14 protein-coding genes, 2 pseudogenes and 1 riboswitch are annotated in these 16,791 nt (G+C 67.0%); of the genes and pseudogenes, 10 read left to right on the forward strand and 6 right to left on the reverse strand.

Features of this window, described 5'->3' with window-relative positions; translation table 11 throughout:
• The first annotated feature begins 158 nt into the window (after window positions 1-158).
• Entirely contained in the window at window positions 159-998 is an 840-nt protein-coding gene (locus tag TU34_RS19615) for an SDR family NAD(P)-dependent oxidoreductase (RefSeq protein ID WP_238981400.1), read from the forward strand.
• Window positions 985-2,031, forward strand: coding sequence for an alpha/beta fold hydrolase (locus tag TU34_RS22510; RefSeq protein ID WP_052689073.1), 1,047 nt, complete (start codon window positions 985-987; stop codon window positions 2,029-2,031). Before TU34_RS19615 ends, TU34_RS22510 begins: the two co-directional genes overlap by 14 nt.
• Here TU34_RS22510 and TU34_RS19625 read toward each other — a convergent pair.
• Window positions 1,971-2,468 (reverse strand): Lrp/AsnC family transcriptional regulator, encoded by a 498-nt coding sequence (locus TU34_RS19625; RefSeq protein ID WP_045824607.1) that lies wholly within the window; start codon window positions 2,466-2,468, stop codon window positions 1,971-1,973. The two genes, TU34_RS22510 and TU34_RS19625, sit on opposite strands and share 61 nt — an antisense overlap.
• A gap of 257 nt (window positions 2,469-2,725) precedes the next feature.
• Here TU34_RS19625 and TU34_RS19630 point away from each other — a divergent pair.
• The 6 genes and pseudogenes from TU34_RS19630 (at window position 2,726) to TU34_RS19645 (ending at window position 8,553) form a co-directional block, all read left to right on the forward strand.
• A pseudogene (locus TU34_RS19630) lies at window positions 2,726-5,062 on the forward strand (transketolase-like TK C-terminal-containing protein).
• A 30-nt stretch (window positions 5,063-5,092) separates the two neighbouring features.
• Window positions 5,093-6,142, forward strand: coding sequence for a 2-oxo acid dehydrogenase subunit E2 (locus tag TU34_RS19635; RefSeq protein WP_045824608.1), 1,050 nt, complete (start codon window positions 5,093-5,095; stop codon window positions 6,140-6,142).
• Between the two features lie 57 nt (window positions 6,143-6,199).
• Window positions 6,200-6,904: a TetR/AcrR family transcriptional regulator gene (locus tag TU34_RS19640; protein ID WP_150116621.1), complete on the forward strand. Its 705-nt coding sequence runs from the start codon at window positions 6,200-6,202 to the stop codon at window positions 6,902-6,904.
• Window positions 6,886-7,045: riboswitch (M-box (ykoK) riboswitch) on the reverse strand. Its footprint overlaps the gene before it by 19 nt.
• A 47-nt stretch (window positions 7,046-7,092) precedes the next feature.
• Window positions 7,093-7,374 (forward strand): hypothetical protein, encoded by a 282-nt coding sequence (locus TU34_RS23710; RefSeq protein ID WP_150116622.1) that lies wholly within the window; start codon window positions 7,093-7,095, stop codon window positions 7,372-7,374.
• A 710-nt stretch (window positions 7,375-8,084) separates the two neighbouring features.
• A pseudogene (locus TU34_RS24405) lies at window positions 8,085-8,312 on the forward strand (ANTAR domain-containing protein); the annotation flags it as partial.
• A gap of 61 nt (window positions 8,313-8,373) precedes the next feature.
• Window positions 8,374-8,553, forward strand: a complete 180-nt coding sequence (locus tag TU34_RS19645) for a hypothetical protein (protein ID WP_150116623.1) — start codon at window positions 8,374-8,376, stop codon at window positions 8,551-8,553.
• A 29-nt stretch (window positions 8,554-8,582) separates the two neighbouring features.
• On the opposite strand, the gene TU34_RS24530 is transcribed toward TU34_RS19645, so the two are convergent.
• Window positions 8,583-8,711, reverse strand: a complete 129-nt coding sequence (locus TU34_RS24530) for a hypothetical protein (RefSeq protein WP_275041765.1) — start codon at window positions 8,709-8,711, stop codon at window positions 8,583-8,585.
• 152 nt (window positions 8,712-8,863) lie between these two features.
• Window positions 8,864-9,343 (reverse strand): hypothetical protein, encoded by a 480-nt coding sequence (locus TU34_RS19650; RefSeq protein WP_045824611.1) that lies wholly within the window; start codon window positions 9,341-9,343, stop codon window positions 8,864-8,866.
• 315 nt (window positions 9,344-9,658) lie between these two features.
• On the opposite strand from TU34_RS19650, the gene TU34_RS19655 reads away from it, so the two are divergent.
• A complete protein-coding gene (locus TU34_RS19655) occupies window positions 9,659-10,837 on the forward strand; it encodes a zinc-dependent alcohol dehydrogenase (RefSeq protein WP_045824612.1) in 1,179 nt (392 codons plus the stop codon).
• A gap of 22 nt (window positions 10,838-10,859) precedes the next feature.
• Here TU34_RS19655 and TU34_RS19660 read toward each other — a convergent pair whose 3' ends face one another.
• On the reverse strand, window positions 10,860-11,726 hold the full coding sequence (locus tag TU34_RS19660; protein WP_045824613.1) for a helix-turn-helix domain-containing protein: 867 nt from the start codon (window positions 11,724-11,726) through the stop codon (window positions 10,860-10,862).
• A 144-nt stretch (window positions 11,727-11,870) separates the two neighbouring features.
• On the opposite strand from TU34_RS19660, the gene TU34_RS19665 reads away from it, so the two are divergent.
• Entirely contained in the window at window positions 11,871-12,743 is an 873-nt protein-coding gene (locus TU34_RS19665; protein ID WP_045824614.1) for an aldo/keto reductase family oxidoreductase, read from the forward strand.
• A 409-nt stretch (window positions 12,744-13,152) separates the two neighbouring features.
• Here the strand turns inward: TU34_RS19665 and TU34_RS19670 are convergent, their stop codons facing one another.
• Window positions 13,153-15,597: an alpha/beta fold hydrolase gene (locus TU34_RS19670; RefSeq protein ID WP_160298560.1), complete on the reverse strand. Its 2,445-nt coding sequence runs from the start codon at window positions 15,595-15,597 to the stop codon at window positions 13,153-13,155.
• Window positions 15,598-15,756: 159 nt separating this feature from the next.
• Entirely contained in the window at window positions 15,757-16,764 is a 1,008-nt protein-coding gene (locus tag TU34_RS19675; RefSeq protein ID WP_045824728.1) for an amidohydrolase family protein, read from the reverse strand.
• Window positions 16,765-16,791: the final 27 nt, after the last annotated feature.

The following is a 16,791-nucleotide window of genomic DNA, read 5'->3' on the forward strand; positions in this document are numbered from 1 at the left end:
CTCCTCTGTTGACAACACACGAGGATCCACCGCGCACGCCGTACCGGGGCAACGACAACACGACGTGCCCCGCTGCCTCGGATGATGCGACGCTACAAGACGGTTGACTGTCAGTCAACGAAATGTCAAGCTCGGTGACATAAACCAGACGATGCGAGATGACCGTCATGCCGTCGGGTGAGCGCCGCCGCTTCGCGGCTCGACGCACCCTCATCACCGGCGCGAGTTCCGGGATCGGCGAGGAGTTCGCCCGCGCCCTCGCGGCCCGGGGATCGGACCTCGTACTCGTGGCGCGTCGCGCCGACCGATTGCGTGAGCTCGCCGACGAGCTGAGCAGAAAGTTCTCGGTCGACTGCGCCGTCGTTCCCTTCGATCTCGCCACCGAGAACCCCGGCGCTACCTTGCGCGCCCAGGTCGACGACGACATCGACCTGCTCATCAACAACGCCGGCTTCGCGACCCAGGGACTTTTCGTCGACACCGACCCGGCGGACTACCGCAAGGAGATCGCCGTCGACGTGATCGCGGTCGTCGATCTCGCGCGTGCGTTCCTTCCCGAGATGATCGAGCGCGGCCACGGCGGCATCATCAACGTCTCGAGCACCACGGCCTTCCAGCCCGTGCCGTCGCTGGCGGTCTACTCGGCGTCGAAGGCTTTCGTCCTGAGCTTCAGTCAGTCGCTGTGGTTCGAGGCCAAGAAGCACGGGATCACCGCGTTCACCCTCGCCCCCGGGCCCACGAAGACCGAGTTCTTCGACGTCATCGGCGACGACGCGTCGGTCGTCGGATCTTTCCAGACGCCCGACCAGGTCGTCGCCACCGGGCTGCGCGCCCTCGACCGCCGCCGGACGCCGCCGCATGTGGTCTCCGGACGTATGAACGCCATCGCGGCGCAACTCGCCGGCATGGTGCCCCGGCGCATCCTCGTCCCCGCGCTCGACCGGGTGATGCATCCCACCACTTCGCGCAACGACAGGGAAAATCGTGCCAGATCCTGACGACTCCGCATCTGCGACACCGTCGACGTCAGACACCGAGGTCGCGCCCACGGCGGCGCATTGGCGCGACTTCCCGTGGGAGGAGGTGACCCGTGAGGTCGAACTCGATGGGAAGCGCATCCATCTCGTCGATCTCGACCGGGTCGGCGACGACCGTGATGTGGTGGTGTTCCTGCACGGCATATCCGCGAGCTGGCGCTGGTTCATCGAGATCCTCCCCGAGGTCGCCAGGACCCACCGGGTCATCGCCATCGACCTTCCCGGGTTCGGCGATTCCCAGTTCTCGCGCAGACAAACGAGTTTCACCGCGCTTGCGCAGGCGGTGGCCGCAGTGTGCGCGGAACTCTCGGTCGATCGCGCCACGATCGTGGGGCACTCGATGGGGTCCATCGTCGCGACCCGCCTCGCGATCGACCGCCCCGATCTCGTCGAGCGACTCGTGATCACCGGCGGGCCCATCCTCTCGCTCACCGGCCTGGCGCGGAACCCGATCCAGACCTTCCTGGCCCAACCGCGATCGGTCGCGACCCTGCTCGCGGAACTGTTGACCATCGGCGTTCCCCTGCCCGCGCGGGTGACCACGATGGTGGCCTCGTCACCGAGGTTGTTGAAGCTGGCTCTCGGCCCGTTCCTGGCGCACCCCGAGAAGTTGGATCCCGACCTCATGGAGCAGGTCATGTCCGCCCTCGGCGCACCGGGATCCTTTCCCGCCCTCCTGTCGACCATCGGCGACGATCCCGGGGGCGATCTGCACCGGATCTCCTGTCCCACGAAGATCATCCGTGGACCACTGGACCCGCTGTCACCGCCTGCCGACGTCGACCGATTTCTCGCGACGGTCGCCACCTCGACGGCGGTCGAGATCCCGGAGACCGGGCACTGGCCGCATATCGAGAAACCGGCCGAGTTCCTCGCCGAGCTGGGCCAGTTCCTGGGCGAGACCGGTCGACGACCTGTCGCACCCGCTCGTCATCAGCTCGTGGGACGCGGACCGTCGTCGGCGAGCGTCTGCAGCAAGGGTGTCACCCGGTAACCGACCATCTCACGCATCACCAGCCCGGTCGTGGTCCGCTTGACGCCCTTGATGGCCAGCACCGCGCCGGCGATCCGGTACAGATCCTCCACGTGGCGTGCGACGACCTCGATGAGCAGATCCGCGACGCCGCTCATCCCGACCACCTCGACGACCTCCGGGATCTTCGCGAGCGCGGCACCGACCGCGTCGAGCTTGCGCTGGCGCACGCTGGTCAGGATGAAAGCGCGCACCGGATAGCCGAGACCCGTTGTGCTGATCCGATTTTCGAACGAGAGCAACGCATTTTCCTGATCCATGCGCGCGAGGCGCGATTGCACGGTGTTGCGCGAGAGCCGCGTACGATCGGCGAGCGCGAGAGCCGTGGCACGCGGAGCGTCGGACAAGGCGAGGAGCAGACGCGCGTCCGTCGCGTCGAGACGGTCGTCCTTGGGCATTGCGCTCATCTTTCGGGTCGGTTCAGCGGCGATGATGCGCAATCTGCACAGAAACGGACGCGGCCCTGGCGCACAAGCGAAATTCGCGTCACCGTTTGGTGAGCATAGTGCGAACGCATCCTCGAAGCGACGTGATCCGTCGACCTCCCTGTCGCACATCGCGCCACCGGACATCCCGACCGTGCAGGCGCCCATCGTCACCCCGAAGATCCATCCGGTGACCTCCTGATCACCACCGAACACACGAGGAGCACGCCATGTCGCCATCGACACCGGGACCGGCGACTGCGGAGTCCGCGCCGCTCGAGGCCACCGCACACCATCTCGACGAGATCGCCGAGCGGGTGCTCTGGTTGTCGACGTCGATCATCCACCACGCCAATCGCGTGCGCCCCAACACCTCTGGCCTCAAGGTCGGCGGGCATCAGGCGTCGTGTGCCTCGATGGTGTCGATCATGACATCGCTGTGGTTCGACCAACTCCGGTCCGGTGATCGTGTCTCGGTCAAGCCGCATGCCTCCCCGGTTCTGCACAGCCTCAACTACCTGCTCGGCGACCTCGAGGAGAAGTACCTGACGACACTCCGCGAGTACGGCGGACTGCAGTCGTATCCGAGTCGATCGAAGGATCCCGAAACGGTCGACTACTCCACCGGCTCGGTCGGCATCGGCGCCACGGCCCCGATCTGGGGAGCGATGGCAAGTCGGTACGTGCAGACCTCGACGGGGCATGCAGGCAGCGGCCGACAGTACTCACTCGTCGGAGACGCCGAACTCGACGAAGGCGCGGTCTGGGAAGCCATCCTCGACCCCGGCATCGCCGACCTCGGCGAGGTCGTATGGATCGTCGACATGAACCGCCAGTCCCTCGACCGGGTGGTGCCCAACATCGCCGCCGGACGGCTCGAGGCGATGTTCGGCGCCGCGGGATGGCAGGTCATCACCGTCACGTTCGGCGCCCTGCTGGAGTCGTTGTTCACCCGCCCGGGTGGATCGGCGTTGCGCACCAGAATCCTCGAGATGCCCAACGCCGAGTACCAGCGGTTGCTGCGCTGCAGCCCGTCCGAGGTGCGCGACCGTCTCCCCGGCGACGGAACCGGTCACGACGAGATCGCCGGCCTGATCGCCGACCTCGACGACGACACGCCCGCCGCGGCCATCCGCAATCTGGGCGGTCACGACATGTCGGCCCTGACCGAGGCGTATCGCCGGATCGACGACACCCGACCGACCGTCATCATCGCGTACACGATCAAGGGTTTCGGCCTGCCCACCGAGGGGCATCCGCAGAATCACTCGTCACTGCTCAGTGTCGACGAGTACGAGACGTTCGCCGCCGAACTCGGTCAGGATCCCGCCGCACCCTGGAGCCGCTTCGACGACGGATCGGAGCTCGCCTCGCTGTGCAACGCCACCGCACGCAGATTGCGACGCGATCCGGTGCCTGCGCGTGCGGATCTCACGATCCCGAGCGACAGCGGTCGCACCCCGAAGGGCACGTCGAGCACCCAGGCCGGTCTGGGTCGAGTGCTGCTCGACCTCAACCGCAGCGCCCCCGACATCGCCCGGCGGGTCGTCACCGTGAGCCCCGACGTCAGCTCGACGACCAACCTCGCCGGCTGGGTCAACAAGGTCGGTGTCTGGTCGGCGGCCGAACGCCACAACTAGTTCGACGACGATCCCGAGACGCTCATGCACTGGCGCGAGAAGCCGACCGGTCAGCACATGGAACTGGGTATCGCCGAGACCAACCTCGTGGGTCTGATCGGTGAGCTGGGCGCCACGTGGAGTCGGTGGGGAGAGCCGCTGTTCCCGATAGGCGTCATGTACGGCCCGTTCGTGGAACGTGCGTTGGAGCCGTGGTCCTACGGCATCTACGCCGGCGGCCAGTCGATCCTCGTCGGGACACCGTCGGGGAGCCTCGCTACCGAAGGTGGTGCGCACCAGTCGATCAAGACCCCGTCGATCGGTCTCGAGCAGCCCGGCTGCATCTCCTACGAGCCCGCCTTCGGCATCGACGTCGAATGGACGTTGCTCGCCAGCATCGGCCGACTGGGCCGACCGGACGGCACCTCGGCCTACCTGCGTCTGTCGACGCGACCGGTCGACCAGTCCCTCGCCGACGTCCCCGAGGATCCGGCTGCGCGGGAGCGGCGTCGGCGTCAGGTGGTGGCGGGCGGCTATCCGCTGGTGCGGCGCGAGAACCCTGCGGTGACGATCGTCGGGATGGGCGCACTGATCCCCGAGGCGCTGGCCGCGGCCGAGCGTCTCGAGCAGGTCGGGGTGTCGGCCGACGTCCTGTGCGTCACCAGTCCGGGACTGCTCTTCGAGGCCGTGCAGGCGCGCCGCGGCCAGGGCTCCGGGCCGACGTGGATCCTCGATCAGCTGCTGCCTGCCGACCGCGCCACCCCGATGGTCACCGTCCTCGACGGCCATCCGCACACTCTCGCCTTCCTCGGCGGGGTCAATCGCGTGTCGTCGATCTCATTGGGCGTCAGCCAGTTCGGACAGGTCGGTTCCCTCGAGGACGTCTACCGCCACCACGGGATCGACGCCGACAGCATCGTCCGCGCCGCTCTCGACGCGCTGGCCTGACACGACCAGCGCTCTACGACAGGGATTCTCATGACCACCAGTACCCGAGAGACGACCACCGTGTGCCTACCGGCCCTCGGCGAGGGGGTCGACGCTGCCGTCATCACCCGGTGGCTGAGAGATCCCGGGGACCGCGTCGAGGCCGGCGAACCCCTCCTCGAGGTCGCGACCGACAAGGTCGACACCGAGATCCCCTCTCCCGCATCAGGGTTACTCGTCGACGTTCTCGTGCACGAGGACGACTCGGTGGCCGTGGGAGCCGACATCGCGAGGATCGCGTCGGACGCCGCCCCCGAAGTCGTCCCGCCCACGGATCCGCGGCCACGCGCCGACGACCGTGTGGCCGCAGCACCGACCGACACAGCTGCGCCAGACACCCAGAAGCTCAGTCGTCTGCGTCGAACCATCGCGTCCCGGATGATGGAATCGCTGCAGACATCGGCCCAGCTGACCACGGTGTTCGAGGTCGACGTCACGGCGATCGCGCGACTGCGGCAAGAACACAAGGCCGACTTCCTCGCCCGCACAGGCGTGAAGCTGTCCTTCCTGCCCTTCTTCGCACGAGCGGCGATCGACGCGCTGGCCGACCATCGCGTGCTGAACGCATCGGTCAACGCCGACGTCACCGAGATCACCCACCACCCTCGCTGCCACCTGGGCATCGCGGTCGACGGCGAGCGAGGCCTGATGGTCCCCGTGATCCGCGACGCACAGGATCTACGCATCGATGGTCTGGCGCAGGCCATCGCCGACAAGGCCGATCGGGTCCGCGCCGGAACCATCACCGTCGACGAACTGACCGGCGGAACCTTCACTCTCACCAACACCGGAAGTCGCGGCGCGCTGTTCGACACCCCGATCATCAACCTGCCGCAGACCGGGATCCTCGGTACCGGTGCGGTGGTCGAGCGTCTGGCACCCACCCGCGTCGACGGAGCGCTGGGCATCGAGGTCCGATCGTTTGTCCACCTGGCGGTTTCCTACGACCATCGGGTCGTCGACGGTGCGGACGCAAGTCGATTCCTCGGCTCGGTGAAGCACAGTCTCGAGAACGGCTTTCAGACGAGCGATCTGCTCTGAGCCGGCGCCGCCTCGCAGGGTATCATGGCCGCGTGATCGCCTGGGGGTTTGTGCGTCGTGACAGGTGATGCTGCGCGGGTCCGTACCGCGACCAGGCGTTCACAGCAGAAGGCCGCCACGCGCGACCGGATGGTGACTGCGGCCTCCGAGCTGTTCGCCGAACGCGACTACGGCGACGTGACGATCGCGGACATAGCCAGACGCGCGGGCGTCGCCCACGGACTGCTGTTCCATCACTTCACGAACAAAGAGGGAATCTACCGCGCAGTCCTCGACAATGTTGTGGCGCAGATGGATTCCGCGTTCACGACCCCCGTCGGGGCAGACACCCCGACGGTCATCCCGGCCGCCTTGCGCACTCAACTGAGCTATCTCGAGACCCACCGAGGCGTCGCACTGCGGCTCATCGTCGGGCGACGCCACCCCGACCCGACGGTCGCCGCCGTGTCCGACGGCGGACGCACCCGGGCGTTGACGGCGCTGGCGGGATCGCTGGAGCTCGACCCGACCAACCGGCTCATGCAGTACGTCGGCACCACCCTGGTCGCCGCGTTCGACGAGGCGTCGTCGTGGTGGTTGAACGACCCCGATCCGATCCCGGTCGACGCCCTCGTCACATCGTTCATCGAACTCGGCATCGGTGCGCTGAAGGGTGTCAAGGAGCTCGAAGGGTGCCCTGACCCTGCGGGAACCGATCGCTGCCCTCACCGCCGCCGCAGCCATGGGCCACGGTGGAAAGAACTCGTGACCGCAATTCGTTGACTGTCGTTCAGCGAACGGGTTAACTTGGGTTTCCGAGGCCAACCCTTAATCCGGGAAGGCCTGTCCTGACCCGTGGCGTCTCTGGACGTTTGGGGTCGCTGGCGTGTTTCCGTGAAGGAGCCTCAGCGAACGATGGCACCTTGCGGTGGCAAGTAAACAACCCGCCCGTTTCTTTGGCAACCCAGTGCGTGGATCACGTAAAGAGCTCGTGGAGCCATGATTGGGCCCGCTCGGGCAATTCCGGCGACACCGACAGCCGACAGCGGCCGAGCGACTCGTGGTCGCGGCGAACTCCGACTTTCCCCTCGGCGCTGCAGACCCTGGGTGCCGAACTGCAGAGCGCGGTGGACAGCGGCGACCAGACCGCGCGGGAGCGGCAGCTCGATCTGCGCGAGTGCCGTAACAGTCCGGCGGAACGCCGCCCGGCGATGTCTGGCGCAAACCGCCTCGAACTGGTAGAACAGTTCTGAACTTGTTGTTCATCACTCTTGCTGAACTGCGAGTTGATCGTCACAGCCATGAGGCCGAACCAGTTACCTTCGTCGGCTCGACGGCACACCGCACCCTCCGTGTGTGTGATGCGCCGTTGTCATTCAGCCGCACGCAGGGCACACCGCCCCGGTGCACCAGACGGGGAGACACATCGCAGTGGCCGTTCCTGACACCCACCTCGCGCAGCCCGACAGTCATCCGGACGTGCGCCTTCCCATCGACCGGCCGTTCATGGCGTGGCTCCGCCAGATGGTTCACGCGCCCACCCGCGACGAAGCGATCATGGCCCACCTCAGCCGGTGCGCGGCCACCATCGCGGGGGTCGATCATGTTGCCGTGGTCACCGTCTCGCGAGCGCGGCGACGCGTGCCCTCCCTCTCGCTCGAAGGTGCCAGCAGCACACTGGCCGAGAAGCTCTCGCTGATGGAGATCGAGTCCGACGACGGGCCGATTCATCGCGCGACCACAGATCGATGCACTGTCGCCTGCAGCGAGACAACCGGTGACAGCGCCTCGCGGTACATGTTCGGTCTTCCCGCGCCCCACACCGTTCGTTCGGTGCTCGCGATCCCACTGCTCGAGCCGACCCACTCGTCGGTCTTCGCCGTTGCCACCTTCTGGTCCGAACGGGACGAATCGCTGCCTGGTGACGTCCGCGGACGGGCGACAGCGGTCAGCGACCTCCTGGGCGCTCGCCCTGGGCGCAGCCGCAACGCGGTCACAGTTCGACGCGGCTCTTCAGTCCCGGGATGTCATCGGACAGGCCAAGGGAATGATCATGGAGCGTTACGACATCTCCGCCGATGAGGCATTCGCACTCCTCGCCCGACTCTCGCAGGACACCAACACCCCGCTCGTTGCCGTCGCGACGAAGCTGACCGACGCGGCGCCCCCCGCCGACACCGGGGCAGACTAGAGAATGACAGTCATCGACACGGTGATGATCTCGACGGGCCGTGCCCGGGACGGGGCCGATCATGACCAGCCACGACCCACCCGATGACGTCATACCAATCTTCGGCGGTCCGGCCGCCGATGCCATCGAAGAACTCGCCGACGAAGAGCGCGCAGCCCTTCGCCATCCGGTGAACGACCGCCTCGACGCGGCGCTCCACGATCTGAAGTCGACGCTCGGCCTCCCTGACCGGGAGAAGTGATCTCGTTCCGACGTGACCTGCGGCCCGGCCTACTTGTAGGAGCGCTCCTCGGCGATCGCTCGCGAGTACCCGAAGATGGCGAACACCACGTAGATCGCGACGAACACCACCGAGAACTGCACGCTCTTGCTGCGCGACAACGAATCCAAGACCGACATGGTCACCCCAATCAACGACGACACGACTTCACCGTCAATTATTTCGTGACTCCATGCACCGGTGCAACGCTGTGTGGAGAAAAAGCTGTGGCTCCGCAGACCTACCTGCGGGTCGCGGCACGTGAGCCGGGGTGAACACGGATGGCGCTGCGTCAGCCCCCGCGTGTGAAGGCCTCCTCGGCCGCGCGTCGATGCAACGCCTGCAACTCTTCGGCCTGCCGTGCGGCCTGCTGGTCGAGTTCGGCGCACCTGGCGGTCCCCGGCCCGAAATCGACACGGCCCTCCATGCCGAGCTCCCACATCGCCTTCTTGGCGAGCAACAGCGAGCGCATGGCCTCCAACGCCGCGACGCGACGGAAACGACCGCGCGTCAACCCGACGACGCCGGCCACGCCACGCACCCCGGTGCCGACGCCCACCACCGCTCCCAGCCACGACTCGCGATGGCCGCTGAGTTCCTCTACGCGGGTGCGTACGAATGCCATCTCCTGCTCCAGCTCGCCCGGCAGATGGTCGATCGCGTTCACCGTCCAGGGATCATGGGCGACCAGACGCGCGAGTTGCAGACCACCGCTGGCGCCGATGAGATGCGTTCGCATGTAGAGCGCAGAGGTCTGGTGTGCGATGTCCATGGAGGAACCCTTCGTCGCGTTGGTCGGATCCGGCGAGGGCTCTACCCGTTCAGACAAGACCAGTGTAGAGCGGGAACCGTCGCGGTGGCGCGCCGATCCGTGAGACAGTGGAGGGGTACAGACGGCCACGTTGAGTTTCCCAGCTACGGTCAATCCGCGATCGAATGTCGTGGTTCTGCTGGTGATGTCGATGTCTGGCAAGGTGAGCATCGACTCCCGATCCTTGGCGTCAACTGCGAACGATGTTGCTTCCGTTGATGATCCGCTCGAGCCGGCACACCTGACAACAGATCGCGCATCACGAGAGGCATCATCATGCGCGCAGTCACGTGGCAGGGCAAGCGGAAGGTCAGTGTCGACGAGGTACCCGATCCGACGATCGAGCAGCCGACCGACGCGATCATCAAGGTCACCTCGACGAACATCTGCGGCTCCGACCTGCACCTCTACGAGGTGCTGGGAGCCTTCATGACCCCCGGGGACATCCTGGGCCACGAACCCATGGGCGTGGTCGAGGAAGTCGGCTCGCAGACAGGCGATCTCGCCGTGGGCGATCGCGTGGTGATCCCCTTCCAGATCTCCTGCGGATCCTGCTACATGTGCGACTCGTCGCTGTACACCCAGTGCGAGACCACACAGGTCCGCGATCAGGGCATGGGCGCGGCGCTCTTCGGCTTCTCATCGCTGTACGGAGCCGTACCCGGCGGTCAGGCCGAGTACCTCCGTGTTCCGCAGGCACAGTTCACCCACATCAAAGTGCCCGAGGGGCCTGCGGATTCGCGTTTCGTCTACCTCTCCGATGTACTGCCGACCGCGTGGCAGTCGGTCGAGTACGCAGCGATACCCGAGGGTGGATCGGTCACCGTCCTGGGCCTGGGGCCGATCGGCGACATGGCCGCACGCATCGCCGCACACCGAGGCCACCGTGTGATCGCCGTCGACCGCGTCCCCGAACGCCTCGACCGCGCACGGGTTCGCGGTATCGAGGTGATCGACCTCGACGCCGTCGACGACATCGGTGAGGAGATCCGCGCGGCCACCAATGGACGCGGAACCGATTCGGTGATCGACGCGGTGGGCATGGAAGCTCACGGATCACCGGTGACGAAGCTGGTCCAGCAGGTGACCGGCCTGCTCCCCGACGCGCTGGCGGCACCGATGATGCAGAAGGCCGGGGTCGATCGTCTCGCGGCGCTCTATGCGGCGATCGACATCGTTCGACGCGGCGGGACGATCTCGCTCATCGGCGTCTACGGCGGCATGGCCGACCCGCTTCCCCTGCTCACCATGTTCGACAAGCAGATTCAGCTGCGCATGGGTCAGGCGAATGTCAAGAAGTGGGTTCCCGACATCCTGCCGCTGCTCGGGGAGGACGATCCCCTGGGCGTGGATTCGTTCGCCACGCATGAACTCCCGCTCGAGCAGGCGCCTCATGCGTACGACATCTTCCAGAAGAAGACCGACGGCGCGGTGAAGATCATCCTCAAACCCTGAGCACACCCGCGAGGGCGGGTCGTCACTGCGGGCCGGACGCCGCAGCCGCGCCGGCAGCCGACGACCCGCCGCCGACCGACACCTGATCCTTCAGCGTCGCGAGCTTCATCGCCGAGTCCGAACCGGCCTCAGCGTGATAGATCGCGAGGATCTGACCGTCGGTACCCGCCAGGGGGAGCTTCTCCCGGCGAAGCTCCATCGCACCCACCATCGGGTGGTTCAGGCGCATGGAGCCGCCGGCGAGCACGGCTACGTCGTGCCGAGCCCACAGCGAGCGGAACTCCTCGCTGCGCAGGGACAACTCGCCGACGAGCTGGGTCGTCGCCGGGTCGTCGACCTCGGTGCCGACCGACGCACGGAAGCCCGCCACCATCCCGCGGGCGCGCTGGGCCCAGTCGTCCCATAGTTCCTTCTCGGCGGGGTCGAGCAGAAACGCCCGGAGACGGTTGGTGCCGACACTGATCGCGGGAGAGACCGCGGTCGCCAATGGATTCGCGGCCAGTACGTCGAAGGAGCGGCTCTCCACGAAAGCCGGCAGGTCGATCACCTCGAGGAGCGACAGGATTCCCGTCGGTACGCCGACCCGCTTACGGCCTCGGGGCGGGCGGGGGCTCGCGCCCGCCAACGCATGCAGATGCGCCGTGGCCGCGGTATCCAGTTCGAGGACTCCGGCGAGGGCGTCGACCACCTGCGTGGAGGGGTTCCGGTCGCGACCCTGCTCGAGCCGCAGGTAATAGTCCGCACTGATGCCCGCGAGCAGGGCGATCTCCTCGCGGCGCAGGCCGGGCGTCCGACGGACACCACCCGCGGCGAAACCCGCACGCTCAGGACTCATCAGCTCGCGGCGAGCGCGCAGGTACTCACCCAGGGAGTTGGGACGATCGCTCATGGATTCGATGGTAGGAGGACCGATCGCACCGTGGGTGGTCCTGACGGTCCCAGGATGAGCGGGGACTCCTCACCACGGTCGATGCGCTCCTAGCGTCGATGGGGACGGCGAGATCCGCCCATACGAACCCACAGAGGAGCGATCATGTCCGACATCACCCTGCCCGGCGGCACATTTCGCATGGGCGACCTGACGGTCTCACGATTCGGTTACGGCGCAATGCAACTCGCCGGTCCCGGCGTCTTCGGGCCGCCTCCCGATCGGGAGGCCGCCGTCGCGGTGCTCCGCGAGGCCGTCGACCTGGGCATCACCCACATCGACACCGCGGACTTCTACGGGCCCTTCGTGACCAACGAGATCATCAAGGAGGCCCTGCACCCCTACCGCGACGATCTCCACATCGTCACCAAGGTGGGAGCCCGTCGCGACGACGACGGCAACTGGCCGTTTCATCGGAGTCCCGAGGAGCTGACGACCCAGGTGCACGAGAACCTTCGCCATCTCGGTCTCGACGCACTCGATGTCGTGAACATGCGGATGGGCGCCACCGACGGCCCCGCGCCCGGACCGATCGCCGAACAGATCGGCGCACTGGCGGAGCTACAGCGTGCGGGCGACATCAGGCACATCGGCGTCAGCAACGTCACGGCTGCCCAGCTCGCGGAGGCACAGGAGATCGCGCCGGTGGTCTGTGTGCAGAATCGGTACAACCTCGCCGATCGCGCCGACGATGCACTCGTCGAGGACACGGCGGCGCAGGGGATCGCCTTCGTCCCGTTCTTCCCGCTGGGCGGATTCTCACCCCTGCAGTCGAACGCGTTGTCGCGCATCGCCACCAGCCTCGACAGCACTCCACTCTCGGTGGCACTGGCGTGGTTGCTGCACCGCTCCCCGAACATACTTCTCATCCCCGGCACGTCGTCGGCAGAACACCTGCGCGAGAACGCAACCGGAGCAGGACTCGACCTCAGTGCAGACGTACTGGCCGAGCTGGATCAGATCGGGACAGGCGACTGACCACACGATGATCGCCGCAGGACCTCCCTCACACTGACGACGACACCGATCCGACCGGCCTCGACGTCAGCCGAGACCGATCGGATCGGTGCCGGCTCTAGCTCGAACCGAACAGTCCCGCACCGAGTCCCAACAGCAGGTTGCCGACACCGAGATTTCCCAACAGGCCTCCGACGAGCGCCCCGACAGCTCCGAGCAACATGTGATTCTCCTTCGATGTGGTCACCGCGCAACCGTTCCGGTCACCCGGCAAATGTCAGATACTGCATTCGGACATCGAAATAGTAACTAGCGAGTCTCACATCTGTTGTCGATTTCGAGACCCTGACCACGCTCTGTAGGGTCGCTAACTCACGCTTTGTGGTCTCGAATCCATTGCCCGCGAGGGGTATACGCGCGTTCCGGCTGGTCAGGTGTGCAATGCGGCATCGATGGCGTGGGCCACCGCGGCGACGTGGGGTGCGTGGAGGACATCGACGTGACCTCCGGGTACGGCGACGAGATCGACTCGTCCCGATGTCACCGACTCCCACCGGGACCGCCGATGCGTACTGCCCTGCGCGCACAGCACGGTGACCGGGGCGTCGATGTGGCGAACGCGATGCCGACGGACCATCCGAACACCGCGGTGGTAGAACACGATCCACTGGGTGACGGGATCGAACACCTTGCGTCCGGCCACCGGCAACCTGAGGAACAGACCCACGAGTTGTCGATGGGTCATCGTCATCTCGGCCTGCACCGGAGCGCCTGCGTCGAAATGCACGTCGTCATCCGGGAGCCCCGCCGCAACATCGAGTTCGGCGACGGACGCCTCGGTGAGCGAGGAGTCGATGAGGACGACGTGGCGTACCGATTCGCCATCATCAGCCAACTGGGCCGCCATCTCGAGGGCGACCATCCCACCCATCGAATGGCCGGCCAGATGATACGGCCCGTGGGGTTGTGCGCTGCGGAGCTGCTCGATGTTCCTGCGCGACATGGCCACGATGCTGCGGTCGGGACGCCCCGGCTGTTCGAGACCGCGCGCCTGTAACCCGTAGACCTTGCGGCCGGGAGTGAGGGAGCGCACCAGCGGGACGAAGGCGGACGCGGGGGCTCCCGCACCGGCCACCAGAACCAACGGGGTGTCGTCACCCTCGGCTCGCAGTGGCACCAGGACACCCCCGCGGTCACGTGTCCCGCCGGAGCGATTCGCCTCGCGCACACCACGGGTCAGGGTGTCGATGGTCGGCGCGGCGGTGAACGCCGCCAGATCCACCTCCACATGCAGCATCTGTCGGACGGTGGTCGCGATCCGGGCCAGAGCGAGTGAATCCACGCCCGCCGCCACGAGGTCCTGATCGGCGTCGAGTTCGGCGTCGACCGATGCCCGTGTGAGGGCCAGGCGGACCGCGGATTCGACCACGTCGGGCGACCGGCGGCGGCGACGCGGTTCCGGGGTCGTCACCGGCGACGGCAGCGCGGCGCGATCCACCTTGCCGCGATCGGTGCGTGGCAGAGCGCCCATACCGACCACGAATCTCGGGACCATCCATGGTGCGAGCGTGGCGGACACATGCGCACGAACCCGTCGCTCGAGTGCGGCGGCCGACTCCGATGCGCTTGCCACGTAGGCGACCAGTTCGGTGCCCCCGTCGTGGTCGATCCCGCGCACGAATACCTCGTCGACGCTCGGCATCGCGACGATCGCGACCTCGATCTCGGCCGGCTCCACCAGGTATCCGCGGATCTTCACCGCGTCGTCCGCCCGGCCCAGAACATGAAGCGTCCCATCGGGATCGAGGAAACCCCGATCGCCCGTGCGATACCCACGACCCGAACCCGAGTCCGGGAGGAACCGGTCCGACGAGCGGCCCGCGTAACCCACCGCGATGGTCCCGCCGACCACGATCACCTCGCCGGTTCGACCCGCGGCCAGGATGCTCCCCTCGTCATCGACGATCGTCACCTGCCGCGGGCCGGGCAGACCCTTTCCTGCGGCCACGCGGCCGGGTGGGACCTCGTCGTCCGGATCGAAGACGGTGTGCCCGACGAGCCCGACCTCGGTCGACCCGTACCAGTTCACCACCCGCGGTGGGGGTTCGGAGAGATGGCGCGCGAGCAGGACATCCTCACGGGTCGAGGGTTCGCCGTAGAACGTGATCTGACGGACGGTCGACAGGGGCCGAAGCACACCGTCGCGGGCGTCCGCCGCCAGACGACGCACGAGACTGACCGAGGAGTTCACCACCGTCGGGCGCTGGTCGTGCAGCCACTCCATCAACGACTCGACACCCATCCGACGCGAATCGGCGAGCAGCACGGTGGCACCGGCGAGAAGGCCGGAGAACAGAGTGGTGAGTCCGGCGCTGAAGCCGAGCGGCATCACGTCGGCGATCCGGTCACCGTGCGTCAGACGCTGGCCCACGGCCGCCTCGTAGGCCTTGCCGACGGCGTTTTCGTGATCGAAGACAACCCCTTTCGGTTCGCCTGTCGAGCCCGAGGTGAACACGATCGTCGCGGCATCATCGGGCCGCGCCCGTCGCTCGCCCGGCGTGACCGCATCGGCCGCCCGCACCCGGTCCTCATCCCAGAGCTCGGCCTCGGCCAGTGCGAGGATCCGGGATACGCGGTCCGCTGTCAGCTGCGGGTCCAGCGGAACAAGCGCCCGTCCCGCCAGCAGCGCGCCGAACGCTATCACCACCGGCTCGATGCGATCGTCGAGGTGGATCGCCACGGGCCCGCTACCGGCGCCGGCCAGGATCGCCGCCGCCGCCGATGCCTGTTCGAACAGAGCCGCGTGGGTGATCCGTCCGTCGCGGCCTACGACGGCGTCGGCCTCGGGCACGTCGGTCGCGGAAGCAGTCAGCATCGCAGCCACTGTCGTCGGAACCGGACGGTCTCGCGTCGTGGGCGGAATCGCCGCGAGGTCGAGCTGTGCCTGGATTCCGGTCACGTCGGTCATGGTGGTCCCTCTCCCCGACGCAAGAGTTTACGTGCACGTGGACACATGCGGAGCGGGACGTGGGAATCAGCGCAGGTGACGCGTGATGCGATCCCAGTTGCCGGAGGCCACCTGCACGCGCTCGTCGGGCGTCAGGTCGGCGTCGTCGAGGAATCGGCGGGCCGCGCCTGCGGATGCATCGATGTAGGGATAATCCGTGGCGTAGACGATGCGGTCGATCCCGACGACCTCGCGCGTCCACCGAAACGCCCTCTGGGAGAACACTCCCGATCCCATCACGAGGACGTTGTGCGTGAGGTAGTGCTCGAACGGGTTCTGGGTCGTCCCGGTCAGCGCCCCCACACTCCCGATCCGGTCGGCGTAGAACAGCACCGCCTCACCCCAGTGCCCCACGACGACCTGCAGTTCCGGGTGCCGGTCGAAGACGCCGCCGAAGATCATGTGCAGCAGTTCGATTCCGGTCTCGTAGTGCCACCCGATCAACGGGCCGGCGAACAGTGTGTCGACGTCCGGTCCGATCCCGGTGTAGTACGCGTCTCGGACCGCGGCAGTCGGTGTCTGCGGATGCAACACCACGGGCGCGCGGAGCTGCGCGGCGGCGGCCCAGATGGGTTCCATCGCCGGATCACCGAGGTGCATCGCCGCGGTCCGCCCGTAGATCATGGCCCCGAGAAGGCCCTTCTCCGACACCGCGCGGCGAAGTTCGTCGGCGGCCGCCCGTGGGTCCGGGGTGGGCAGGGCGGCCAGCCCGTCGAACCGATCTGGGTGTTCGGCGACCGCACCGGCGATGATGTCGTTGGCGGCCGCCGCCAGAGGCACGGCCCTGTCCGCATCGAGGTTCTGCACCCCGGGCGTGGTGACCGACAGGACCTGCACATCGACACCCTGGTCGTCCATGTCGGCGATCCGAGCGCGACCGAGGTCGAACAATTTCTCCGGTTGCGCACCGGGGATCGACATGCGGCGCGCCGTGTCCGGGCCGGCGACAGCAGCCCAGGCGTCGGCGATCTCCGCCGTCAGAAGGTGCTCCTCGAGCGCGACTATCTGGTAGTCACTCTTGCGAACGGTTGCCATGAAGCCGTTGTACACCGGCGGTCGACA

This window comes from Williamsia herbipolensis (assembly GCF_000964005.1).
GTDB classification, from domain to species: domain Bacteria; phylum Actinomycetota; class Actinomycetes; order Mycobacteriales; family Mycobacteriaceae; genus Williamsia_A; species Williamsia_A herbipolensis.

Bases quoted from the DNA above. Each gene is read 5' to 3' on its own strand.
- TU34_RS19650 (WP_045824611.1), bottom strand. From the start codon at position 9,343: ATGGACATCGCACACCAGACCTCTGCGCTCTACATGCGAACGCATCTC.
- TU34_RS19635 (WP_045824608.1), top strand. From the start codon at position 5,093: ATGACCACCAGTACCCGAGAGACGACCACCGTGTGCCTACCGGCCCTC.
- TU34_RS19660 (WP_045824613.1), bottom strand. From the start codon at position 11,726: ATGAGCGATCGTCCCAACTCCCTGGGTGAGTACCTGCGCGCTCGCCGC.
- TU34_RS19675 (WP_045824728.1), bottom strand. From the start codon at position 16,764: ATGGCAACCGTTCGCAAGAGTGACTACCAGATAGTCGCGCTCGAGGAG.
- TU34_RS19655 (WP_045824612.1), top strand. From the start codon at position 9,659: ATGCGCGCAGTCACGTGGCAGGGCAAGCGGAAGGTCAGTGTCGACGAG.
- TU34_RS19615 (WP_238981400.1), top strand. From the start codon at position 159: ATGACCGTCATGCCGTCGGGTGAGCGCCGCCGCTTCGCGGCTCGACGC.
- TU34_RS19625 (WP_045824607.1), bottom strand. From the start codon at position 2,468: ATGCCCAAGGACGACCGTCTCGACGCGACGGACGCGCGTCTGCTCCTC.
- TU34_RS24530 (WP_275041765.1), bottom strand. From the start codon at position 8,711: ATGTCGGTCTTGGATTCGTTGTCGCGCAGCAAGAGCGTGCAGTTCTCG.
- TU34_RS19670 (WP_160298560.1), bottom strand. From the start codon at position 15,597: ATGCTGACTGCTTCCGCGACCGACGTGCCCGAGGCCGACGCCGTCGTA.
- TU34_RS19645 (WP_150116623.1), top strand. From the start codon at position 8,374: ATGACCAGCCACGACCCACCCGATGACGTCATACCAATCTTCGGCGGT.
- TU34_RS19665 (WP_045824614.1), top strand. From the start codon at position 11,871: ATGTCCGACATCACCCTGCCCGGCGGCACATTTCGCATGGGCGACCTG.